Origin of the sequence: uncultured Shimia sp., from assembly GCF_947493595.1 — a bacterium.
Classification (GTDB): domain Bacteria; phylum Pseudomonadota; class Alphaproteobacteria; order Rhodobacterales; family Rhodobacteraceae; genus Shimia.
Genome location: NZ_CANLRL010000001.1, coordinates 819,254 through 843,335, shown reverse-complemented (window position 1 = coordinate 843,335; position 24,082 = coordinate 819,254). Strand labels below are relative to the sequence as shown.

The window sequence follows — 24,082 nt, the reverse complement described above, 5'->3', positions numbered from 1 at the left end:
CTTTGCGCCGCCAAAAAACGCACCTCCGCAAAACAGCCGCGATACAGACAAAAAACCGACGTTGTAAAACGTCGATTTCTTTGTGTCTTAATCCTGCGTGCGGTGCAGCTCAGTTGATGGTGTCAAACGTCGCTGAGACCGGCGCTATTGCCACTGTCCCGGCCCGATCCTGCAGCGCCCAAAGCAACAGTGCCGAAATCGCCACATCGCGCAACCGCCCAACCATCACAACGCCCTGTTCTTGACCGGCTTTAAAGGCAGCACCATCCAGAAACCGGCGCATCACAGCGGCGGTTTGGCCTTTATCATCGAAGTCACGGAACACGGTGGCAGAGGGCACTCCTTCTTTGGCAGCCAGCTTCTGAGCGGTATTCAACCCATTGGCAAACATCAACAAACCATGGCCACTGCCCAGCAATGCCTGCGTCACCTGATCGCTGATTTCTTTGCTGCCCTGCAACCCATCTTCCAGGCCTTCCATCACGCCAACAAAGGCGTCGGACACCGACAAATGTGCCTGCAATGCCTGCTCCACATCGCTCGCCGTTGCGTCCGTTGGCATGTCCACCATCGCCAGAACTTCAAAACCGCGCGCCCGGTAATCCTTTGTCTTTGCAGCCACATCCGGGTCCAGCGTGTTCACAGCAATACTCAGTGGATAAGGGAAGCTCTCCAGCGCCTCCATATCAAAGGTCGCTTCCCCTGTGTCCACAAGAACAATCGCCATCACTGGCTTTTCTTCTGCATTTTCAAACTGTTCGGCGTTGTATTCCACCGGCCGCGTCGCCTGCGTCTCGCCGCTGTCTTCTTCGTCGGCACCCACGGTTGGCAATCGCGTTGAGGTGCGTTGCTCAAAGGTTTCATTCAGATCCGTGGCAGGTTTCAGCAAGCTCTCCTCAGCCGCTGCTTCCTCAACCATATCTTCTTCCGCAGCTTCCGCCTTTGGCGTGATGTCTTCTTCCGCATCCTCAATTGGCGCCACATCCGTCACCAAGCTTTCAGCGTCACCAGTTTCCGCGCCATTCTCAGAAGGCGTTGGGAACACTTCATTTTCCACCACAACCGGGGCTTCAGGCTGCGGTGGATTTGTCGAAATTGACAACTCCGAATCCGGCACAGGTGCTGCTGGTGTCTCAGCCTGTGGGTTTGGCAGAACCGGTGTCTCCACATTCACCGCCACCGCACCATCGGTTGCCGGCGCAACAGGCACAGCCAATGCCGCTGTTTCGGTTCCAGTTTCAGGCTTTGGTGCTGAATCAGTGCTGCCAACTGGCGGCGCATCACTGCTGTCCGCTGCCGGTGTCACTGCGGCCGTTGCCTCTTCAACCGCAGCGTCCGCTTGCGACTCGGTCCCAACCGCGCCGCTGTCCGTGATAACCTCATCTGTGGCTTTTGGCGTATCCGTCTTGGTCTGTGGCTTCACCGTTGCAGGCAAAGGTGACAACAGCGACGTCGCTGACAAAACGCCTCCCACCAGGATCGCGCCCCAAAACACACCTGACATTAATCCGCGAAACATGACTGCCTGCCTCTCTTTTACGTCCATTTTATGGGGCGACCTGCTCCTGCCCCTCTTGACCCTCTGCGCCAAGCCTGAACATGTATACCGCGAGCAGGCCCTCTGCCTCCACCCCTTTTGCATCTTTAGGGAAAGAACCGACAAAATGCTGCTTCTGATCGATAACTACGACAGTTTCACCTACAACCTTGTGCACTACCTGGGCGAAATGGGCGCCGATGTGCAGGTCTGGCGAAACGACGCGTTGACCGTTCAGGACGCCATGGGCATGAACCCGTCGGGCATCCTTCTGTCCCCCGGTCCCTGTGACCCGTCTCAGGCCGGCATCTGCCTGGCGTTGACGGCGGCCGCAGCCGAAACCCGCACACCTCTGATGGGCGTGTGCTTGGGGCACCAAACCATCGGTCAACACTTCGGCGGCGATGTTGTGCGCTGTCACGAGATTGTTCACGGCAAAATGGGCACCATGAAACACACTGGCAAAGGTCTCTTTGCCGGTCTGCCAAGCCCGTTTGAAGCCACACGTTACCACTCCCTTGTGGTGGACCGCGCAACACTGCCGGACTGTCTGGAAATCACCGCTGAACTGGACGATGGCACCATCATGGGGCTGCAACACAAAGAACTGCCCATCCACGGCGTGCAATTCCACCCGGAATCCATCGCGTCTGAGCACGGCCACGCCCTGCTCAAAAATTTTCTGGACATGATGCCCGCCAAAGAGGATGCCGCCGCATGACTGCCGACATTAAATTCCTGATCGGCGCTGCGGCTGATCGTCCATTGACGCGCGCTGAGGCCGAAGACGCCTTTACACTCTTGTTTGAAGGTGAAGCCACGCCCAGCCAAATGGGCGGTCTGTTGATGGCTCTACGCACCCGTGGCGAAACCGTGGATGAATATGCAGCCGCGGCAGCGGTCATGCGCTCCAAATGCCACGCAGTGAAAGCACCTGACGGCGCCATTGACATCGTCGGAACCGGCGGCGACGGCAAGCACACGCTCAACATCTCCACCGCCACCGCTTTTGTGACGGCTGGTGCGGGCGTGCCGGTTGCCAAACACGGCAACCGCAATCTGAGCTCCAAGTCTGGCACAGCTGACGTACAAACCCAGATGGGCATCAACGTCATGGTTGGCCCGGATGTGGTTGAGAAAGCATTGGAAACCTGTGGCATAGCTTTCATGATGGCGCCCATGCATCATCCGGCGATTGCCCATGTGATGCCGACCCGCGCCGAGCTTGGAACCCGCACCATTTTCAACATCCTTGGCCCGCTGACCAACCCGGCGGGCGTGAAACGCCAATTGACAGGCGCCTTCACCCGCGATCTGATCCGCCCTATGGCTGAAACCCTTGGTCAATTGGGCAGCGAACGCGCTTGGCTGGTGCATGGATCCGATGGCACCGACGAGTTGACCATCACCGGCGTGAGCTGGGTCTCAGCTCTGGAAAGTGACGGCACCGTCAAAGACGTGGAGCTGCACCCCGAGGACGCAGGCCTTCCTGTGCATCCGTTTGAGGACATCGTCGGCGGCACACCCGAAGACAATGCCAACGCCTTCCGTGCACTGCTTGATGGGGCGCAAAGCGCTTACCGCGATGCCGTCTTGCTCAATTCTGCCGCCGCATTAGTCGTTGCAGATGCAGCAAGCGACCTGCGCGAAGGTGTTGAAAAGGCCCGCGAAAGCATCGACTCCGGTGCTGCCAAAGGCAAAGTGGCCGCATTGGCCAAAGTCACCTCTGCGGCATGAGCACAGCCCATCCGCCCTACCACTGGGCGCATCTGCCGTTCTTCACGGACTGCTGGCCAGACATCGACGCACAAATCCAAAACGACCCGCGGGAGATTCTTCCTCCCGCGGTTCAACGCTTTGCCGCACTTGAAGCCGTGGCACCACAGGACGTGCGCGTTGTCATTCTGGGTCAGGACCCATACCCAACGCCCGGCCACGCCCATGGCCTGTCTTTCTCAGTAGAACCAGACGTAAGTCCCCTGCCTCGATCATTAAATAATATTTACAAAGAGTTGCAGGAAGATCTTGGTGCAACCCTACAAAGCGGCGACCTACGCTTCTGGGCGGAACAAGGCGTGCTCCTGCTCAACACCGTGCTCTCGGTGCCAGCGGGCGACGCCAACGGCCATAAAGCCCTCGGCTGGCAAACCCTGGCACACCAGGTTCTGGCCGACATCTCCGCCCGCCGTCCTACGGCTTTTGTCCTGTGGGGAAAACAGGCTCAAGCCCTTGCACCTCACATCACATCGCCTAAAGATGGCGGCCAACATCTGATGATTGAGACGGCACACCCATCGCCGCTTTCCGCGCGTCGCGGATTTTTCGGCTCCCGCCCGTTTTCAACCATCAACACATGGCTCGCCGACCAAGGCGACACACCGATAAACTGGACTGACGCATGACCGAGACCGTTCTGGACAAAATCAAAGCTTACAAGCTGGAAGAAGTGGCTGCCGACAAGGCTGCCAAACCTCTGGAGGCGGTTGAAGCCGAGGCGCGCGAAGCCAGCCCAACCCGCGGCTTTTCCGACGCGCTGCACAAGGCCGCCCGCGAAGGCTACGGCCTGATCGCCGAGGTCAAAAAAGCCTCGCCTTCCAAAGGCCTCATCCGCGAAGACTTCAACCCGCCGGAACTGGCCAAAGCCTATGAAGAAGGCGGCGCAACTTGCCTGTCCGTGTTGACAGACACGCCTAGCTTTCAGGGCCAAAAATCCTTCCTGACCGAAGCCCGCAACGCCACCAGCCTGCCCGCGCTGCGCAAAGACTTCATGTATGACACCTATCAGGTGGCCGAAGCCCGCGCGCTTGGGGCCGACTGCATCCTGATCATTCTAGCCTCCGTAAGCGACGCGCAGGCGCAGGAACTCGAAGAAGCGGCCTTTAGCTGGAACATGGACGTGCTGCTGGAGGTGCATGACCGCGAGGAACTGGAACGCGCAAGCCAACTCAAATCCCCACTCATGGGCATCAACAACCGCAATCTCAAAACCTTTGAGACCACGCTCGACACCACCCGCACCCTGTCCAAGCTGGTGCCGGAGGACCGTCTGATTGTCTGTGAAAGCGGCTTGAACACACCTGCTGAGTTGGCCGACATGGCCCGCTACGGCGCCCGCACCTTCCTGATTGGTGAAAGCCTGATGCGGCAGGACGACGTGGCCACCGCCACCCGTACACTGCTCGCCAATCCTCTGAATGCCATGGGGGGCATGTGATGAGCGACACCCACGCGTCTGGCCTGACCCATTTTAACACCAAGGGCGACGCCCATATGGTGGATGTCTCTGAAAAGGCAGTCACGTCTCGTGTCGCCACCGCCGAAGGTTGGATCAAAATGGCCCCGGCCACCTTTGACATTATCAACGAAGGCCGCGCCAAAAAAGGTGACGTGCTGGGCGTGGCACGCCTTGCCGGTATCATGGGCGCTAAGAAATGCGCCGACCTGATCCCGCTATGTCACCCACTGCCAATTACCAAAGTGACTGTTGAATTGACACCAGACGCCACACTTCCCGGTGTGCGTGTTGAGGCCACGGTAAAAACCACTGGTCAAACCGGTGTCGAAATGGAAGCCCTCACCGCCGTCAATGTCGCCGCGCTGACAGTCTATGACATGTCCAAAGCAATCGACAAAGCCATGGAAATCGGCGGCATCCGCGTGATCCTCAAAGACGGCGGTAAATCAGGGCGTTACGAAGCAAAATGATCTCGGTTGCTGACGCGCTCACACATCTCTTAGCACTCACCAAACAGCTGCCAGTGGAAACCGTCCCGCTGGCTCAAGCCAATGGGCGCACTCTGGCAGAGCCGGTCAGTGCAAACCGCGATCAGCCTCCGTTTTCCGCCTCCGCAATGGATGGCTATGCCATCGTTTCCGAGGGTACTGCGCCCGGAAAATCCTATGACGTGATTGGCGAAGCCGCCGCCGGACACGCCTTTGACGGCACCGTCGCGGCAGGCCAAGCTGTACGTATCTTCACCGGCGCGCCGGTGCCAGAAGGCGCAGACCGCGTGATCATCCAGGAAGATGTGACCCGCGATGGCAATGTAATCACGCTGTCAAGCAACCTCGACAAAGGGTTTCATATCAGGCCCTTGGGAGGCGACTTCAAAGTAGGTCAAACCATCGCGGCCCCTCGAGTTCTACGCCCGTCGGACGTCGCCCTGATGGCCTCCATGAACATCGCCGAGGTCCCTGTGACACGCCGCCCCAAAGTGGCGATCCTGTCTACCGGCGATGAGTTGGTCATGCCCGGTGAAACACCCGGCCCCGAACAAATCATCGCCTCCAACAGCTTTGGCCTACAGGCCATGCTGCGCGACGCAGGCTGCGAGGCCCGCCTGTTGCCGATCGCGCGGGACAACCGCGTCTCGCTGGAAGCCGCTTTTGATCTGATCGACGATGCGGACCTGCTGATCACCATTGGCGGCGCTTCTGTGGGAGACCACGATCTTGTGGGCGATGTGGCGCAAGATCTGGGCATGCAGCGCAGCTTCTACAAAATTGCCATGCGCCCTGGCAAACCGCTTATGGCCGGGACTTTGGCGAATGGCGCTATGATGATTGGCCTGCCCGGCAACCCCGTGTCTGCTATGGTCTGTGGCCAAGTCTTTGTTTTGCCAGTGATCCGCGCCATGCTGGGTCTCGGCGAAACGCCCACACCGCGCCTTCCGGCCACCTTAGCGACGCCCATGCCCCCAAACGGGCCGCGTGAGCACTACATGCGCGCCCGTGTAGAGCACGGAAAACTCTCACTTTTTGACAATCAAGACAGCTCTCTGCTGTCAATACTGTCAGACGCCAACGCGCTTCTGGTTGTGCCGCCAAATGCACCAGAACGGCCCGCAGGCACCGCCGTGGAGTACATCCCAATCTAGTTGCAACACTTAGTTGCCATACCACATCACGGCATCTGTTTCCGCTATGTTCTATAAAAGTTTTGACACAAAACAAGAACATGCGTAGAACGAGGGGAAGACACACTCTATTTAGGGGTCCTCGAGCATGCTGACCAAAAAGCAACTAGACCTGCTGGAATTCATTCACACCCGTCTGCAAAAAGACGGGGTGCCACCCAGCTTTGACGAAATGAAAGACGCGCTGGATTTGCGGTCGAAATCAGGCATCCACCGCCTGATCACCGCATTGGAAGAACGCGGTTTTATCCGCCGCCTCGCCCACCGCGCCCGCGCGATTGAGATTGTGAAACTACCCGAAAGCATGGGCGGCGCGCCGTCCGCGCCAACGGCGGGCTTCAATCCAAAAGTGATCGACGGTCCACATCCGTCGCCTGCACAAGCCGCCAATGTCACGCCAGACGAGGTGCAACTCTTCGCACGTGAGTTGCCCGTCATGGGCAAAATCGCCGCGGGTGTCCCGATCGAAGCGATCAGCCATGTTGACCACCATGTTGCAGTGCCCGGCCAGATGCTGTCAGTGGGTCAAAACCACTACGCGCTTGAAGTCAAAGGCGATTCCATGATCGACGCCGGCATCAACAACGGCGATGTGGTGATCCTCTCGGAAACCACCACAGCGGACAATGGCGACATCGTGGTGGCGCTGGTGGAAGATCAGGAAGCCACCCTGAAAAAGTTCCACCACAATGGCACATCAATTGCGCTTGAGGCCGCCAACCCAGCTTATGAGACCCGCGTTTACCCCGAAGACAAGGTCAAAGTGCAGGGTAAATTGGTCGGGCTGATCCGTACCTACTAATCGCGCGTCTCAGCATCATTCCACAACCGACGGCCCGCCACCTCGCGGGCCGTTTTGCGAGAGGTGGACGCCTCCTCAAATTGCAGTGCCACAGCCCCAAGCGCCTCTAGGTCTTCTATGTCGAAGGTTTGACACGGCAACTGCCCATCAAAACCCGTTGAAAACACAACAATATCTCCAGGTACGCAGCCCTCAAACAGCGCCTTGCCGGTTTTTCCCTGCACATGGATCAACCGACCACCTCCGGCCAAGTCGATAAACGGCACACGACTTTCCCCTCCGGGCCACAGGCTCGCTGCCGCAGGCTGATCGCGCTGACTGCCGTCATTCTCTAACCAGTTCTCTGCAACAAATCCCTGTCCTTTGGCTTTGGACAGAGCGCGCCCTTGCGGCGTCATTACTCCGACCAAACCACCGGTGTCTGAGATTAGAACATCAGGCCGGACTGCCACGCTCCACAGCCAGAACCCAGCGACAATCGTGGCAATTCCACCAAGTCGTGCAGGGCCCTGCCATAAAAGCAACCACAGCCCTCCAAAAGCAATCAATGGCAGCACCCAAACGCCACCGCTGGGCACCGTACCACGTGCGCCCTCCAGACCGCTGACAAACTTCGCCACGGTCACAATCCACCGCAACCCTTGCTCCATGACCCACAGTGGAATCGCCTCAAGACCCAAAGGCGCCAAAACCGCGGCAATCACAGCCGATGGCACCACCAAAACGCCCATGACGGGCACAGACAGCACGTTGGCCAACAAGCCGTAATGCGCCACATGGTTGAAATGCATTGCTGCAAACGGCGCGGTCGCCAGCCCTGCCACCAGCGAAGACACCACCACGGCAGACACCGGGCGCAGCCATTTTGGCCCCATTTGCCATTGCCTATCCCGCAACCAGCCAAACACGCCGACCAGCGCTGCTGTGGCTGCAAAAGACATCTGAAACCCCGGCCCCATCAGCGCCTCGGGCTGCAACACCAACACAACAGTTGCCGCCACAGCCACCGCCCGCACCGTCAACGCGCGCCGATCCAACAGCACCGCCACAAGCACCACCAAGGTCATAACATACGCCCGTTCTGTGGACACCGCCCCACCGGACAGCATCAAATACCCGGTGGCCGCCAAGAGCGACGCACAAGCGGCAATTTTCTTTCCATCGACCCGCAGCGCGACCGTTGGCGCCAACGCGATACAGAACCGCACGGCGCCAAAAACAAACCCCGCCAACAACCCCATGTGCAGGCCTGAAATCGCCAGCAAATGCGCGAGATTGGCGCCCCTCAGCGACTCTGTAACGGTCTCAGAGATCCCGCTACGGTCACCGGTGGTCACCGCGGCGGCAAACCCGGCCACATCCGGGGCCATGCGAGTTTGAATGGCAGCGGACAACCGCATGCGAAACCCATAAATCCCGCCGCTGTTCTCTTGCGGTGCCAATGCCAGCACCGGGACACGGGTATAGCCCACCGCCCCGATTTGCTTGAACCAGGCGTGGCGCTGGAAATCAAACCCGCCAGGCTCAACCGGGCCAGACGGTGGCGACAAATGTCCAGTAGTACCAATCAATTTACCTGCTGTTGGCGTGGTGCCGACGTGGTCTCCATGCAGCGATACCCGCACTCGTTTGGGTGTGTTCTCTGGTGTTACCCGGCTCAACCGGACATCTTCCAATGTCAGCCGCATAGCATCGGACGCAGATCGATCAATCGCAACAATCCGCCCTTCAATCGCGCCATAGTATCGAAACTCCAAAACCGGCCCCGACACGCGATGGGCCCGGGCGCCAGCGATAACCACTCCGGCCAGAACAAGTGCAACAAGCCAAAAGCACGCCGCGACATCAGCCTCCTGACCGATCGTCAACCACACAAACCCCAAGGAAATCAGCCCGATCCCAACCAACACCGCAACAGCAGGTTCTACCGGCAGCGCAAAATAAATCCCGATCCCCACCCCCAAACACACCGGCACCCAGCAAAACAGATGCCCGCGTTGGTTCAGAAGAGATGCCCGCAATAATGTGACGACGCGCAAGCCTTGTCCTCTCTTACCCGTGTCGCTAGACAGTGCCTCAACGCTAGAACCCCAATGGTTACTGAAAGGTTAAGCCCGCTATGACAGGCCAGGTCGTCACCCGTTTTGCCCCATCGCCCACCGGTTATCTGCACATCGGCGGCGCACGTACGGCGCTGTTCAACTGGCTTTATGCCCGTGGTCGCGGCGGTAAATTTCTGCTGCGTATCGAAGACACCGACCGTGAACGCTCCACACCAGAAGCCACCACAGCCATTTTGCAAGGCTTGAATTGGCTGGGTTTGGACCACGATGGTGAGGTTGTCAGCCAGTTTGAAGGTGCCAAACGGCATGCCGAGGTCGCGCTTCAGCTCTTGGACGAAGGCAAAGCCTACAAGTGTTTTGCCACCCAAGACGAAATTGCCGCCTTCCGTGATGAGGCCCGCGCCGCTGGCAAATCAACCCATTACCGCAGCCCTTGGCGCGACGCCGATGCCGCTACCCATCCAGACGCGCCCTATGTGATCCGTATTAAAGCCCCACGCGAGGGCAGCACAGTGATCCGCGATCAGGTGCAGGGCGATGTGACCATCCGCAACGAGCAGCTGGATGACATGATCCTGTTACGCTCCGATGGCACACCGGTCTACATGTTGGCAGTTGTTGTAGATGACCACGACATGGGCGTGACCCATGTGATCCGCGGGGATGATCACCTCAACAATGCCGCACGTCAGATGATGATTTATGAGGCCATGGGCTGGGACCTGCCTGTCTACGCACATATTCCGCTGATCCATGGCGCCGACGGCAAAAAGCTCTCCAAACGTCACGGCGCACTTGGGGCGCAGGAATACCAAGCCATGGGCTACCCTGCCGCTGGAATGCGCAACTACCTCGCGCGCCTCGGCTGGAGCCATGGTGATGACGAGTTTTTCACCGACGCGCAGGCTAAAGACTGGTTTGATCTGGATGGCATTGGCAAAAGTCCGGCCCGCTTTGACACCAAGAAACTGGAGAACATCTGTGGACAACACAACGCCGTGAGCGACGATGCTGCATTGCTGCAAGAGATTGTGAGCTATCTTGAAGCCGCGGACCAGCCGGCGTTGAGTGAGCCGCAAACCGTATTACTACGGGATGCGCTGTATTGCCTCAAAGATCGCGCGAAGACCTTCCCCGATCTCCTTGAAAAGGCTCACTTTGCTTTGACTTCACGACCAATTGAGGTCGAAGCCAAAGCCGCGAAAAATCTCGATTCAGTATCCCGTGGTATACTGAATGATTTGACGCCGCAGCTGCAAAATGCTAGCTGGACGCGTGAAGGGCTTGAGGCTGTAACGAGCAGCTACTGTGAAGCCAATGAAATCAAGTTTGGCAAGATGGCGGGCCCGCTTCGGGCGGCGCTGGCTGGCCGGGCTGCGACCCCAAGCGTCTTTGACATGATGCTTGTGCTGGGACGCGAGGAATCTCTCGCGCGTCTGACTGACGCCGCCAAAGATGACGTGACGGAATAAAGCCTGTTTACCGGGCCTTAAGACGTCGCAGACACAACGCGCCGGGGCGATCCGCGTCCCCGGCTTTTTAGGAAGGAAAACTGCCATGTCCGAGGCCCCAAAAACCGCCACGCTTACGATTGACGGCAAAAACTACGACTTGCCGATCCACTCGCCAACGACGGGCCCGGATGTGCTCGACATCCGCAAACTCTATGGTCAGGCTGGTGTGTTCACCTATGATCCAGGTTTCACCTCCACCGCCTCCTGTGAATCCACCATCACCTATATTGACGGTGAAGAAGGCATCCTGACCCACCGCGGCTACCCTATTGGTGAGCTGGCTGGTCAGTCCCACTATCTCGAAGTCTGCTACCTCCTGCTGTACGGCGCCCTGCCAAACGCAGCTGAACTGGAAGAATTCGAAACCACCATCACCCGCCACACCATGCTGCATGAGCAGATGGTCAACTTCTTCCGCGGCTTCCGCCGTGACGCACACCCGATGGCGATTATGGTGGGTGTGGTTGGCGCCATGTCCGCGTTCTACCACGACTCCACAGACATCTCCGATCCTCGTCAGCGTGAAGTCGCGTCCCACCGCCTGATCGCGAAGATGCCAACCATCGCGGCAATGGCCTACAAATACACCATCGGTCAGCCGTTCATCTCCCCACGCAATGATCTGGACTACGCCTCCAACTTCCTGCGCATGTGCTTTGCCGTGCCTGCTGAAGACTACGAAGTGAACCCGATCCTGTCCCGCGCCATGGACCGTATCTTCACGCTGCACGCCGATCACGAGCAGAACGCGTCGACCTCCACAGTGCGCCTGGCGTCCTCTTCCGGTGCCAACCCGTTTGCCTGTATCGCGGCCGGCATCGCCTGCCTTTGGGGCCCCGCCCACGGTGGTGCAAACCAGGCATGCCTGGAGATGCTGAAGGAAATCGGCTCCGTAGACCGTATCCCGGAATTCATCGAGCGCGCTAAAGACAAGAACGATCCGTTCCGTCTGATGGGCTTTGGCCACCGTGTTTACAAAAACATGGACCCCCGTGCGACCGTGATGAAACAGTCCGCCGACGAAGTGCTGGAGTTGCTGGGTGTTGACGACAACCCGCTGCTGCAAGTGGCGTCTGAACTGGAGCGCATCGCGCTAAGCGACCCATACTTCAAAGAGAAGAAGCTGTTCCCGAACGTGGACTTCTACTCCGGCATCATCCTCGAGGCGATGGGCTTCCCAACCTCGATGTTCACGCCAATCTTTGCGCTGTCGCGCACCGTTGGCTGGATTTCCCAGTGGAAAGAACAGCTCTCCGATCCAGCGCATAAAATCGGCCGCCCGCGTCAGCTGTACCTTGGCGAAGACGTGCGTTCCTACACCGATATCGAAAACCGCTAAATCAAGCGTTTCTGACATATTCAAATGCGCCGGAGCTTTCTCCGGCGCATTTTTTTGCCTGAACAAATTCATCTCAAAATTGTCTCAATTTCTATTCCACCCGCCCAACTTCAAACACGTTTAGCGTGCAAACATACATCCGAATTTCGACGAATTGGACGGTTTGGACCAACGCCACGTGACAGCATTTTCTGCGGGACGTGTTTGCCTCTCCCAGACGGCATTACAGGCCTCACCTCCAATATTTTTGTTTTGGCGAATGTGTTTGACACCACAATTTGGAGATGAGTGATGTGAATTTTGGGTCTTTTGTTTATGGGCCTCGCGGCCAGTAGTTTTTCCGGTGGTGGCGACGTCTCCGACGACGAAAGCACCCCAACCGGTTTTGCCAATGACACCCAGCCGGTGGACGATACAACCACCACCGACATCATTTCCGAGGACGGCGGCATCGGCATTCTGCTTGAGGGCGGCGACTCCAACAACGATTTGACAGGCACCCCCGGCCCCGACCTTCTGGATGGCAAGGATGGCAATGACACCCTGCGCGGTCAGGATGGCAATGACGGCCTCTACGGCAGCGAAGGGGACGACGTGCTCTTTGGCGGCGCGGGCGACGACTACATGACCGGCGGCGAAGGTGACGACGCGGTTTATGGCGACAGTGGCAGCGACACGCTCTACGGCTACACCGGCGAAGACACCCTCGAAGGCGGCAGCGGTGACGACTGGATTTACGGTGCGGACGTGACAAACCGCGACCCGGAAGTTGCTGACAGCTATCTAGACCGGAAGCCCGAAACGGAATTTGAAATTCAGGACCCAACGGAGCCGGAAGAGACTGACACGCTCATTGGTGGCACTGGCAACGACAATCTTTTCCTCGGCGCATACGACACCGGCACTGGAGGCGAAGGTAACGACAGCTTCCACATCGGTCATTGGGTAGAAGAGAACGCGCCGTTTATCACCGACTTTGATCCTGACGAGGACGTGGTTTCCCTTATCTTGCCAGGTGACGAGCCATTCCCGTCGATCACGGTTGAGCGCGTTGGCGATGAAACCCATGTTTTGGCGAACGACGTGATCATGGCCCGCATTGCCGGCGCTGCCGACGGTTTCGAAGCCTCAGATGTTACATTTGTATTAGGGTGACCCCGTCTGCACTTCCCCTTTTTTAGGTCGTTCGAACCACATCCGTCAAACGACTCACCTTGAACATACAACCGCGCCCAACGGAACCCGGGCGTGGTTTTGCCTTCCATCGAAGCCCCATGGGAAACAATAAACAGCGCCGCCGGTGATTGAGCGCAATCCAGCTCAAATGCCCTTCAAATTATTGACACGCATAACGTGTTTAAGCCAAGTTCTCCGCAACACGGCATAGGAGCCGATGGGAATGTGTAGAACACGCGCATTTTTTACACCTGACGGGCGACAAAAAGCCCAGACCAGGGGGATTTCCCGCAAGGCACATCCCACCATTCGACACAAATTCCATACACGCATAGGCATTGTGCGTGATGAGGAGACACCAGATGCTATTTTTAGGTTTGTTGCTTGCAGGCATGGGCCTCGCCGCCTTCGCAGATTTCGGCGGCTCTGATGGCTCCGAGGACGGCGACAACGACGTCACCTCCCAGCCTATCTCACGGGCCGGCGAAGAAGGATTGCTCCTGGAAGGCAGCGACAATTCGGACGATATTCGCGGCACGGATGGCCCAGACATCCTTGCGGGGGAAGAAGGCGACGATCACCTTCAAGGGCAATCTGGCGTAGACTACATCCTTGGCGGAGCCGGGGACGACACGTTGATGGGGCAAGCCGGAAACGACAGCCTTTTTGGCAGCGACGGGGACGACGAACTGCATGGCGGCGCAGGCAGCGACACACTTCTAGGTGCCGGCGGCAACGACTCGCTCTATGGGGGCGGCGGCGATGACGAGTTGGTTGGCGCAAACATTCACAACCGGGATATGGAAGTTGCAGACCGCTACACGCCGGATGATCCAAGCGGCCCGCTTGTTTTCGAAGCCCCGTCGGAAGACGAGGCCAACTTATTGGATGGCGGCGCGGGCGATGACTGCCTGCTTATGGGCGAAGGTGACACCGCAGTCGGAGGCGCAGGCAGCGACCACTTTGAGGTCGGCCACTGGGTTGAAGACGAAGACAACGTCCCGCTCGTGACCGACTTTAACGAAACTGAGGACACGCTTTGGGTTTACTATCCCGAAGGTGAGGACCCACCAAGCATCACCACCGAAAGTCAGGACGGCAATACGCTTGTTTATTCCAATGGCAAGCTTGTGGCCCGGGTCGCAGGAGAAGTTGGCCCGTACTTTACAGAAGAAGTCCGAACCTGTGAGTTTTCCGCAGGGGCGGACGAAGGTGATACCCAGATTCAAATTCTCAATGGCGTCGAAACCACGGTGCAATATGCCGACGCAAATGGAGACACATTGAGCGGTGGGAATGGTGTCGACATTCTGGTCGGCAGCGACAACGTCGACTCGCTGCGAGGCAGCGGCGGCAACGACATCATTCACAGCTTCTCCGGCGATGATTTCATCAGCGGTGGCGATGGCGATGACTTCCTCGTTGGCAGCCATGGCATCGACACCATCAAAGGCAACGACGGCAACGACTTTATCGATGGCACCGCTCTGTTCGACTCAAGCAAATTCCTGGACGCGCTGGATGACCCTGAGGCCTATCGAGGTAATATTCCGCTCGAATTTGGCGTAGCGCCCGTCTCCGAAGACGGCGACGTCATCAAAGGCGGCCGTGGCGACGACACCATCCGCGTGGGGTCTGATGACACTGTGTCAGGCAATGAAGGCAGCGACACCTTCCAGTCCGCAGGCTGGATCACGCCGGGCAGCCCGGCTATTATCACTGACTTTGATCCGTCCGAGGACGTACTGAGCTACCAACACTACCGTCAGGGTGAGGAAGACCCGGTGATTGAGATCCGCGACACCGACGACGGCCATACAGAACTGGTGGTTGATGGTCAGGCAATGGTGGTGTTGCGCGACGCGGCCGGAACGATCACCCTCGACGACGTGGTGTTGTCTGGCGTCTAAGTCCCCTTAACGCGCCGCTTGCGCCACATGCACAGCTAGACTATCAACGGCGTCATGGGTCCGCAGTTCACCCAGGCGCCGCCGGTCACACTGACTTTGCTAAACCTGCGAGACATTTTCGACAGCATGCTTTTGCACGTGCCGTCGACAAGGGCGGCCATCGACCCCGGTTCCGGGATGCACGACATCAAAAGGATGCCCTCATGTCTAAAGACGTGATCCCTCTCTATGTGGCCGACGTTTCGGCTTTCACCAAAACCCTGCGCAAATCTCTGTCGGATCAAGACAATCTGCCCGGCCACGCCGCCATGATGGCGCTGGTCGCCAAGGCGGCGGGGTTTCAGAACCACCAACACCTGAAGGCGACCAAACCAGCAGAGGATTCCGCGTTGGACGAATTGGCCCTCAAACGCGCCCTGCGGGTGTTTGACGACACCGGGCGCATGTTCCGTTGGCCGAAATGGACCAAGGTGCAAGGCCTGTGTCTCTGGTCGTTCTGGGCCCGTATGCCCGCGCATCAGGACATGTCAGAGAAAGAGGTCAACGAGATCCTGAAATCCGGTCTCAGTTTTGACGACCACGTTCTGCTGCGCCGCTCGCTGATTGATCACAAACTCTGCGAGCGCACCATCGATGGGCGCGTCTATCGCCGCATAGAACAAAGGCCAACGCCGGAAGCGCTGGCCCTCATGAAACGGCTCAAAGAACGATAAAGCGCTTAGCGCCCCTCGTATTTCGCGGGGCGCTTTTCCAAAAACGCCACAACGCCTTCCTGGAAATCACGAGTCTTTCCCAGCTTGCCCTGGCGCTTGGCTTCCTGTTCCATCTGCGTGGTCCAGTCGTTGCCATAGCTTTCCTGAATGGCCTTTTTGATCTGCTTGTAAGCCAGCGTCGGACCGCTCGCGAGATGCGCCGCGCGCTTTTTCACTGTGGCCTCATAGGCGTCATCCGCCACCGCCTCCCAAATCATGCCCCAGTCATCAGCCTGACGCGCGCTGATCTTATCCGCAAACAGCGCCGCCCCCATGGCTTTGGCCGCACCCATGGCTTTGGGCAGCTCATAGGTCCCACCTGCGTCCGGCATCAGACCAATGCGCGAAAACGCCTGCATGAAATACGCGCTCTCTTTGGCAATCACCACATCGGCGGCCAGCGCAAGGTTGGCCCCCGCCCCGGCTGCTGCGCCATTTACCGCGCTGATTGTTGGAATCGGACATTCACGAATGGCGCGGATCATCGGCATGTATTCGTCGCGCAATGTACGCTCCAAATCCATGCTGGCCGCGCTCGAGCTGTCGCCCAGATCCTGTCCGGAACAAAACGCCTTGCCAGCCCCCGTCAAAACCAGCACCCGTGCCTCTGACCCAGCTGCGGTCACCGCATCAGCCACCTCTGCGCGCATCTGCTGTGTCATCGCGTTAAGCGTGTCCGGCAGGTTCAACGTCACTGTGGCCACACCATCGGTCACATCATATGTAATTGTTTGATAATCCATAGGGTCCCTCTCCGCGTCCTGCCCCGTCATCGCATCCCAACGCTTGTGCTCCAAGCGGGACCCGACGTCATTCCTTGAGGATTTCCTGAAGCCGCGCTTCTTCCTCGTCGCTCAACTTACGTTCCGTTGGCGTGCGGGCTGTGGAACGGCGCCGTGTGTAACCAAACCCAACGATCAGCGCGATCAGCAACATCGCCGGTCCGGCCCCATACAGCACCATATTGGTGCCACTGGTGCGCGGTCGCAGCAAGACGTATTCGCCATAGCGGTCGACCACAAAATCAACCACCTCTTCGTTGCTGTCGCCTTCGGTCAGACGCTCGCGCACCAGAACGCGCAAGTCCTTGGCCAGCTGCGCGTTGCTGTCGTCAATGCTTTCATTGCGACACACAAGGCAACGTAAGTCTTTAGAAATTTCCCGTGCCCGCTCTTCAAGCACCGGATCATCCAGAATCTCATCCGGTTGCACTGCCACACTTGGCCCTGTCAGCATCAGCGCGACAAAAATTGCCGCGCCCCATGTTTTCAGCGTTGTCATCATGTCTCTCACTCCGCTGGCACACCACCCGCTGGCGCCTTACGCGCCCCGGCCGCCACGCGATAGCGACGGTCGGTCAGGCTCAGCAGCCCTCCAAGTGACATAAGGAAGGACCCAAACCAAATCCAGTTGGTCAGCGGTTTAATATAGGTTCGCACTGTATAGGCCCCGCCCGGCTGCTCATCGCCAAGCGCCAGATACACATCGCGCAGGATACGATAGTCAATCGCCGCCTCAGTGGTTGGCATCGCCGCCACCGGATACACGCGTTTTTCGGGATGCAACATGGTCACGTCTTGGCCGTCTTTACGCACACGGATGTCTGCCATGGTGGTCAAATAGTTTGGCCCCTCGGTCTCCCGCACACCTTCAAGCGTGATTTCATACGCCCCAACCATATACGGCTGCCCAAGCTGTGCCACGCGAATGTCCTCTTGCTCCCAGGCCATCAAGCCCGCGATGCCAAAAATGGTCACACCAAAGCCCGCATGCGCCACAGCCTTGCCCCAGTCCGCCCGTGGCAATCGAGACAAGCGTGCAATCCGATCACCTAGTGCGCCACGACCGGTGCGCGACATCAGGTCAATAACGGCCCCCATCAGCAACCATGCGCCAAGGAACAAGCCCACAGGACCCAGCAGGGAGCGGCCGCCCTGAATGGTCCATGCCAGACCACCAAGCGCAATCGCCAAGACAAAGGCAGGCACCAGAGGTTTCACCACTTTGCCAAGCTTTGCCCGTTTCCACGGCAACATTGCCCCAACCGGCAGGATCAAACCAAGGAGCACCATAAATGGGGTAAAGGCCATGTTGAAGAACGGCGCGCCAACACTGAGTTTACGCTCAAAGAACATCTCACTGACCAATGGCCAAATGGTGCCAATGAACACCACAAAACAGGCCACCGCGAGCAGGATGTTGTTGAGCACCAGCGCGCTCTCGCGGCTGACCACGCCAAACACGCCTTTGGCTTCCATCTCACTGGCCCGCGCCGCAAACAAGGTCAGCGCACCACCGGTAAAAAACACCAAAATGCCAAGGATAAACACGCCCCGTTCCGGGTCATTGGCAAAAGCGTGCACCGAGGTGATCACACCGGAGCGCACAATGAACGTCCCAATCAGCGAGAAGCTAAACGCCATAATCGCCAGCAGAATGGTCCAGCTTTTGAGGCTTTCCCGCTTCTCCACCACAATCGCGGAGTGCAGCAAGGCTGCTGCTAGAAGCCAAGGCATAAAGGACGCGTTCTCCACCGGATCCCAGAACCAGAAACCGCCCCAACCAAGCTCGTAATAGGCCCACCAAGATCCAAGCGCGATGCCAATGGTCAGAAACACCCACGCCGCCAATGTCCAAGGCCGCACCCAACGGCCCCAGGCCGCATCCACACGCCCTTCGATCAGCGCCGCAATCGCAAAGGAGAAGGCCATCGAAAGCCCAACGTAGCCGAGGTACAAAAACGGCGGGTGCAATGCGAGCCCGACGTCCTGCAACAACGGATTCAGATCGCGGCCATCAAACGGCACCGCATCCATCCGCTCAAACGGGTTGGAAGTAAACAGGATGAAGGCGAAAAACGCCACAGCCACTGCACCTTGGATCGCAAGTGCGCGTGATCGGATACCTGGCGGTAAATTGCCGCCAAACCAGGCCAAGCACGCGCCAAACAGTGTCAGGATCAACACCCACAACAGCATGGACCCTTCGTGATTGCCCCAGACGCCGCTGACCTTATAAATCATTGGCTTCAAAGTGTGCGAGTTGCCGGTCACCAAGGACACCGAGAAGTCCGAGGTCACAAAAGCGTAGGTCAGCGCTGCAAAGCTGAACGATGTGAACAGGAACTGCAGCCCTGCGGCCGGTTCCGCCACAGCCATCCAGCCGGGCCAACGCATTTGCGCGCCTACAAGTGGGACAATTGCCTGCACCATTGCGGTGACGGCGGCGAGGATCAGGGCAAAGTGGCCAAGTTCTACTATCATAGCCCCTATATACGCCGACGCGCAGGCGGGGCCAATGCAAATCGGCCCCACCAGATGATCACTTTGTCGCGCCCCCACTGGAATGTTTGCGCCACTCCGCAAGCACCGGATTCTCGCCCCCTTCCATAGGAGATCGCGCCTCCGACCGAATAGGCCCTTCCAGGGCCACAAGCGTGTCGACCACCTCGGAAACCCGCGTCAAGCTATCCGACATAGAGCGCTGAAATTCCTGCCCTTTTGCCTGATGGCGCGCGCCAAAGTAAAAGCTCACCACCACGCCAAGAAGCCACCACAACGGCTCCGGCACCAAGGCAATGCCACTCATGCGCGCCGCAAACCAAACCGGATCCACCATGGCGCTCACAAACAGCGCCAAACAGCCCAAGGCCATGGCCGGACGCGGCAAGCGATTCACCGCATCCATCACCCGATCAAACCGCCCCCGATCCTGCGCACGAAACTCCGCCGCATGACCTTGCATGGCCGCGATTTGCACATCCTGAGCCCGCTGTGCCGCCCCTTCTGCGTTTTCACGAAACACCTCAGCGGTCTCTTTGAGCACATTGCGCCCACCGCCAAAAACAAAGGAAAGAACCCACTCGATCACCCCCATGACGCCACCCGTTTCTCAAATTCCTGCTGCGTCAGGTGATAGCGCGGCGAGATAAACTCCTCCGCCCGTTTGATCCAACCGCCTTTTTTTCCGGCGCGGGAGCGCGCATACTTGCGCGACTTGGGTCTCAGGTCCGCCAGCCGGAAATAGTAGTTCCGCCGCGCCACGCCATAGGCATCTGCCAAATGATCGGGCGCCATACCTGCTGCCACGTTGCTGGCGGCTATGGTCTGTGGCCCGATCTTGCCATCCACAACAACTTGTTGCCCCATTTGCCCCAATAGGCGTTGCAGAATTTTCACAGCATTGCTGCCTGCGTTGACGTACATGTCAAACACCGACGCCTGCAAAACTTCCGGCAACCGATCCAACTTTGGCCTTTCAAAATAGTGCCGCAGATAGATCGCCTCCGCATCCTCTGGCGTCAGCCGCTTCACATCCGCCACATCCACATCGCCGTCATGATCTTTGTCCAGCCCCAACCGCCGCGCCGTAGCCAATGTCACCCCTAAATTGGTCGCCCCGCCCGGATCATCCGGATCATTCACAAACCCGCCTTCCCGCGCCACGATCTCTTTGGCAATTTGACGAACATCCAACATCTCAACCTCCTATGTGCCTCCACACACAGGCTGCCGCCCCTTCCGTTAAACCGTCGCCACCCCAACGCACGATGCCCGTTGCGCCAAAGAAAAACCCCGCAGACTTCGCAGCCCACGGGGTCAAATTCATCATCGGTGCAATGCCTTAACTCTCTGGCTCCGGCTCCACATAAACGCCCTGCTCTTTCAGCGCGTCCACCACCTCTTTGGGCATATAAGTCTCATCGTGTTTCGCCAGAATTTCTGACGCCACAAACACACCTTCAATGTACTTGCCGGTGCCGATCATGCCTTCGTTTTCTTTGAACAGATCCGGCAACACGCCGGTAAAGGTCACCGGAATGGAGGCCCCGCCATCGGTCACAGAGAACCGCACAGTCTCACCGTCACCGCGCACCAATGTGCCCTCTTCGACCAGCCCGCCAATCCGGAAGGTTTCAGAGGCCGCTGGCGGCTCCTCCGCCACCTGTGTGGGGGACCGGAAATAGTTGATCCCGTCTTGCATGGCCCAGCCAATCAGACCGGTGGAAATGATCAGGGCTACGAAGGTCAGGATGATCACCTGAACCCGGCGTTGCTTCTTGAGGCTCTTCATTTTTCCTCTCCAGCGCTTGCGCGCAAATTACGGGAAACAAGGCGCCAGCATCAGGCCAGCAGTCTCTTCTTCTCCCAACATCAGGTTGGCGTTCTGCAACGCCTGGCCGCTGGAACCCTTGGTCAGGTTGTCCAACGCCGCAATTACAATGGCCCGCCCGTCGATCCGGTCGCCGGTCACGCCGATATGGCAGAAGTTGGAGCCGCGTACGTGCCGCGTGCTCGGCGCTTCGTCAAAAGGTAGCACCTCTATGAAAGGTTCCTCAGCATAGGCTTTTGCCAACGTGGCATGGATCACCTCTGCGTCACCCTGCACATACACGGTTGCCAGAATGCCCCGGTTGGCTGGCACCAGATGCGGGGTGAATTGCACTTTCACCTCGCGTCCCGCCACTTTGGAGAATTCCTGATCGAACTCGCCCAGATGCCGGTGTGTGCCGCCAATCGCATAGGCATGATTGCCTTCGCTCAGCTCCGCGTGCAGGAGGTTCTCTTTCAAGGACCGCCCTGCGCCGGACACTGCACATTTCAGATCCAGAATGATTTGATCAAGGTCAATCACATCCGCTTCAATCAGCGGTTTGAGCGCAAAAAGTCCGGTCGCCGCGTTACAGCCGGTTCCCGCCACAACCCGTGCGGTCTTGATGTCTTCGCGATAAAACTCGGTCAGGCCATACACAGCCTCTTTCTGTATCTCGAGCGCGTCATGCTGCCCGCCATACCACTTGGCGTATTCCTCAGGATCGCGCAGCCGGAAATCCGCGCTCAAATCGACCACCTTAACATCGGACGGCAAAGCTTTGATAACTTTCTGAGAAGTGGCGTGCGGCAATGCGCAGAAGCACAGATCCACATTGGCAAAATCAATCTCTTCAATCTTGCACAACGCTGGCAGAGTCAGGTGGCGCAGATGCGGGAAAACAGCCGCCATCTCCAAACCCGCCTTACGATCTGCGGACAAGGCAACGATTTCCATGCTGGGATGGGTGGCGATCAAACGCACAAGCTCTGCTCCGGTGTAGCCGCTGGCGCCAAGAATTGCGATTTTATGGGTCATGTTGTCGACCTCTTCCCTTCTTTTGGCCGCAGAATTCGCGCGACCACCCCCGTCACTTGCGGGGTAAATAGTGAATTATGATGAGAATTGCGAGAGCCTGCGCCCCCTCGCCGCAGTTTACGCGGCTTGGAAAGTGATTTGTCGTCGCAAAAACTGGGTCGCGCGATCACTCACTTTGCGAGGATCACCCGTGGTCAGGAACAAATTGTCTGTGCCTTGCCCAATCATTTTGGGGTGCCGCTCCAAATAGTCTGCCAACGAATCTGCAACCAGATTGGCCTGACTATACACATTTACATCCGCGCCCAAAGCGTTCTGAAAGGTGTCATGCATGATGGGATAGTGTGTGCAGCCCAGTATGGCCGCCTGCGGCTCTGGCATCTTACGCTTGAGCGCATCCACGTGAGAGCGCACCAGCGCCTCAGCCAGGATCATGTCGCCATCTTCAATGGCGTCCACTACGCCGCCGCAGGCCTGCGCCTCGACGTCTACACCGATCGCGCGAAATGCCAACTCGCGCTGAAACGCGCGGCTTGCCACTGTCGCCGGTGTCGCAAAAAGCGCCACATGTTTGACCTCTACCTCACGCGGCGGCGAGTTGTCGCCCCAGCTGCGCTCGGTCATCGCCTCAATGAGGGGCACAAACACCCCCAACACGCGCTTGTCTTTCGGAATCCAGCTTTCCTGCATCCGCCGCAACGCCGCCGCACTGGCCGTGTTGCACGCCAGGATGATCAGGTCACACCCTGCGTCCCACATCCGCTCAACAGCAGCGGTGGTCAGGTTGTAAACATCATCAGCATCGCGCACGCCGTAGGGTGCATGGGCATTGTCGCCAAAATACACCAACGGCACATCCGGCAAGCGCTTGCTCACCGCATCATAAACCGTCAGGCCACCCAAACCACTGTCAAAGAGTCCAACTGCCACGACACACCTCAATTACCTGTTTGCAGCCTTCTGGCCGTCAAGCTTATGTTTTTCTTCAAACTCAAAGCCGTATCCCATTTTACGGATCGGCTTTGGAGACAAGGAATAGGTGCGTTCCCGCAGGAAGTCCATGAGCTCCCAGGTGTCACTGGCGCGGCTTTGGATCGCATCCTGCTCAACAGGCTCGCCAATCACCACACGCACCGGTGTGTCCACGCGCTTTTTGAATTCGCGGATCAGGAACCCCATGCGCAGCGTGTAATGCAGATGGCTTGCCACCTGGAACAAACGGCTTGTCTGCCCGTCGAAGAACACTGGCACCACCGCCGCTTCGGATTTGGCAATCATCCGCGCTGTAAACCCGCGCCAATACGGATCAAACGGACGCCCAAACGGTTTGTCCGCAGTCGACACCGTGCCGCCTGGGAAAATGCCTATCGCACCGCCCTGGTTGAGGTAATCCAATGAGACTTTTCGGGTCCGCAGGTTCAGCTTTACCGCTTCTCGGTCTTCATCAAAACTTACCGGCAGGATCACCTTTTCCATGTCCTGCGCTTTGCGGAACACCTGATGCGCCATAAGGCGGAAATCGCCGCGCGTCTTGCTCAGCATATAGCCCATCATCAACCCATCCAAAATCCCGTAAGGATGGTTGGCAATCATCACCACCGGCCCGGTTTTGGGGATGTTGTTAAGCGATCCGCCAATCACATCCAGGGTCAACCCATAGCGTTCGCGCATGACTTCCCAGAAGTCTCGCCCAGCAGCCACTTCGTCTTCATAGCCCGCAGCCCGCCTGATCAGTTTCAGCCGGCCAGTGGAGTTTTCCAGCATTCGGATCATCGCTTTGCCGCTGCGTGTTTCGGCCGCATAGGCGTAGCTGATGTCACGGGCATTGTGGATCGCGTAGGTCATAGAAGCTCTCGAGTCGTAGAAACACGGCGTTCATATGACAGATTTACGAAGGAATTTTAACCCCCTTCCGTAGCGTCAAGCTATCGCATCTCAAATCCA

At 58.0% G+C, this 24,082-nt stretch carries 23 protein-coding genes; 12 read left to right on the top strand and 11 right to left on the bottom strand.

Annotated features, from left to right (window positions below; genetic code table 11):
- Positions 1–109: 109 nt before the first annotated feature.
- Positions 110–1,519 (bottom strand): polysaccharide deacteylase family 2 protein, encoded by a 1,410-nt coding sequence (locus Q0955_RS04215; RefSeq protein WP_299420270.1) that lies wholly within the window; start codon positions 1,517–1,519, stop codon positions 110–112.
- A 145-nt stretch (positions 1,520–1,664) separates the two neighbouring features.
- Here Q0955_RS04215 and Q0955_RS04210 point away from each other — a divergent pair, with 145 nt between their 5' ends.
- The 7 genes from Q0955_RS04210 to lexA all read left to right on the top strand — a co-directional run bounded on the left by Q0955_RS04210 (position 1,665) and on the right by lexA (position 7,255).
- The gene (locus Q0955_RS04210) at positions 1,665–2,258 is read left to right on the top strand and encodes an aminodeoxychorismate/anthranilate synthase component II (RefSeq protein ID WP_299420267.1); all 594 of its coding nucleotides are present in this window, start codon (positions 1,665–1,667) and stop codon (positions 2,256–2,258) included.
- Entirely contained in the window at positions 2,255–3,274 is a 1,020-nt protein-coding gene (trpD, locus tag Q0955_RS04205; protein WP_299420266.1) for an anthranilate phosphoribosyltransferase, read from the top strand. Before Q0955_RS04210 ends, trpD begins: the two co-directional genes overlap by 4 nt.
- Positions 3,271–3,939 (top strand): uracil-DNA glycosylase, encoded by a 669-nt coding sequence (locus Q0955_RS04200; protein WP_299420264.1) that lies wholly within the window; start codon positions 3,271–3,273, stop codon positions 3,937–3,939. Before trpD ends, Q0955_RS04200 begins: the two co-directional genes overlap by 4 nt.
- Entirely contained in the window at positions 3,936–4,751 is an 816-nt protein-coding gene (gene trpC, locus Q0955_RS04195; RefSeq protein ID WP_299420261.1) for an indole-3-glycerol phosphate synthase TrpC, read from the top strand. Before Q0955_RS04200 ends, trpC begins: the two co-directional genes overlap by 4 nt.
- Positions 4,751–5,242: a cyclic pyranopterin monophosphate synthase MoaC gene (moaC, locus tag Q0955_RS04190; RefSeq protein WP_299420259.1), complete on the top strand. Its 492-nt coding sequence runs from the start codon at positions 4,751–4,753 to the stop codon at positions 5,240–5,242. Before trpC ends, moaC begins: the two co-directional genes overlap by 1 nt.
- Complete coding sequence (gene glp, locus Q0955_RS04185; protein WP_299420256.1) at positions 5,239–6,414, top strand: gephyrin-like molybdotransferase Glp; 1,176 nt, start codon at positions 5,239–5,241, stop codon at positions 6,412–6,414. The genes moaC and glp overlap by 4 nt, the downstream gene beginning before the upstream one ends.
- A gap of 127 nt (positions 6,415–6,541) precedes the next feature.
- Complete coding sequence (gene lexA / locus Q0955_RS04180) at positions 6,542–7,255, top strand: transcriptional repressor LexA (RefSeq protein WP_299420253.1); 714 nt, start codon at positions 6,542–6,544, stop codon at positions 7,253–7,255.
- Here lexA and Q0955_RS04175 read toward each other — a convergent pair.
- Positions 7,252–9,294 carry a ComEC/Rec2 family competence protein gene (locus Q0955_RS04175; RefSeq protein ID WP_299420251.1) on the bottom strand — a complete coding sequence of 681 codons (2,043 nt, stop codon included), beginning with the start codon at positions 9,292–9,294 and terminating at the stop codon, positions 7,252–7,254. The two genes, lexA and Q0955_RS04175, sit on opposite strands and share 4 nt — an antisense overlap.
- A gap of 80 nt (positions 9,295–9,374) precedes the next feature.
- Here Q0955_RS04175 and gltX point away from each other — a divergent pair, with 80 nt between their 5' ends.
- From gltX to Q0955_RS04150, 5 genes are all read left to right on the top strand, one after another.
- Positions 9,375–10,790, top strand: coding sequence for a glutamate--tRNA ligase (gene gltX / locus Q0955_RS04170; RefSeq protein ID WP_299420248.1), 1,416 nt, complete (start codon positions 9,375–9,377; stop codon positions 10,788–10,790).
- Between the two features lie 85 nt (positions 10,791–10,875).
- Positions 10,876–12,171, top strand: a complete 1,296-nt coding sequence (gltA, locus tag Q0955_RS04165) for a citrate synthase (RefSeq protein WP_299420245.1) — start codon at positions 10,876–10,878, stop codon at positions 12,169–12,171.
- 300 nt (positions 12,172–12,471) lie between these two features.
- A complete protein-coding gene (locus Q0955_RS04160; protein ID WP_299420243.1) occupies positions 12,472–13,326 on the top strand; it encodes a hypothetical protein in 855 nt (284 codons plus the stop codon).
- Between the two features lie 383 nt (positions 13,327–13,709).
- Entirely contained in the window at positions 13,710–15,257 is a 1,548-nt protein-coding gene (locus tag Q0955_RS04155; RefSeq protein ID WP_299420240.1) for a calcium-binding protein, read from the top strand.
- Positions 15,258–15,460: 203 nt separating this feature from the next.
- Entirely contained in the window at positions 15,461–15,970 is a 510-nt protein-coding gene (locus Q0955_RS04150) for a DUF2087 domain-containing protein (protein WP_299420238.1), read from the top strand.
- Positions 15,971–15,975: 5 nt separating this feature from the next.
- Here the strand turns inward: Q0955_RS04150 and Q0955_RS04145 are convergent, their stop codons facing one another.
- The 9 genes from Q0955_RS04145 to Q0955_RS04105 all read right to left on the bottom strand — a co-directional run bounded on the left by Q0955_RS04145 (position 15,976) and on the right by Q0955_RS04105 (position 23,983).
- Complete coding sequence (locus Q0955_RS04145) at positions 15,976–16,752, bottom strand: enoyl-CoA hydratase-related protein (RefSeq protein WP_299420235.1); 777 nt, start codon at positions 16,750–16,752, stop codon at positions 15,976–15,978.
- A 67-nt stretch (positions 16,753–16,819) separates the two neighbouring features.
- Complete coding sequence (locus tag Q0955_RS04140; protein WP_299420233.1) at positions 16,820–17,293, bottom strand: cytochrome c-type biogenesis protein; 474 nt, start codon at positions 17,291–17,293, stop codon at positions 16,820–16,822.
- 5 nt (positions 17,294–17,298) lie between these two features.
- Complete coding sequence (locus Q0955_RS04135) at positions 17,299–19,272, bottom strand: heme lyase CcmF/NrfE family subunit (RefSeq protein ID WP_299420231.1); 1,974 nt, start codon at positions 19,270–19,272, stop codon at positions 17,299–17,301.
- A 58-nt stretch (positions 19,273–19,330) separates the two neighbouring features.
- Positions 19,331–19,885: a holin family protein gene (locus tag Q0955_RS04130; RefSeq protein WP_299420228.1), complete on the bottom strand. Its 555-nt coding sequence runs from the start codon at positions 19,883–19,885 to the stop codon at positions 19,331–19,333.
- Positions 19,876–20,487 (bottom strand): holin-associated N-acetylmuramidase, encoded by a 612-nt coding sequence (locus Q0955_RS04125; RefSeq protein ID WP_299420225.1) that lies wholly within the window; start codon positions 20,485–20,487, stop codon positions 19,876–19,878. Before Q0955_RS04125 ends, Q0955_RS04130 begins: the two co-directional genes overlap by 10 nt.
- A 145-nt stretch (positions 20,488–20,632) precedes the next feature.
- Positions 20,633–21,082: a cytochrome c maturation protein CcmE gene (gene ccmE, locus Q0955_RS04120; RefSeq protein WP_164642336.1), complete on the bottom strand. Its 450-nt coding sequence runs from the start codon at positions 21,080–21,082 to the stop codon at positions 20,633–20,635.
- Between the two features lie 27 nt (positions 21,083–21,109).
- Positions 21,110–22,138, bottom strand: a complete 1,029-nt coding sequence (gene argC / locus Q0955_RS04115; protein WP_299420221.1) for an N-acetyl-gamma-glutamyl-phosphate reductase — start codon at positions 22,136–22,138, stop codon at positions 21,110–21,112.
- 117 nt (positions 22,139–22,255) lie between these two features.
- Positions 22,256–23,068: an aspartate/glutamate racemase family protein gene (locus Q0955_RS04110; protein ID WP_299420218.1), complete on the bottom strand. Its 813-nt coding sequence runs from the start codon at positions 23,066–23,068 to the stop codon at positions 22,256–22,258.
- 12 nt (positions 23,069–23,080) lie between these two features.
- Complete coding sequence (locus Q0955_RS04105; protein WP_299420215.1) at positions 23,081–23,983, bottom strand: lysophospholipid acyltransferase family protein; 903 nt, start codon at positions 23,981–23,983, stop codon at positions 23,081–23,083.
- Positions 23,984–24,082: the final 99 nt, after the last annotated feature.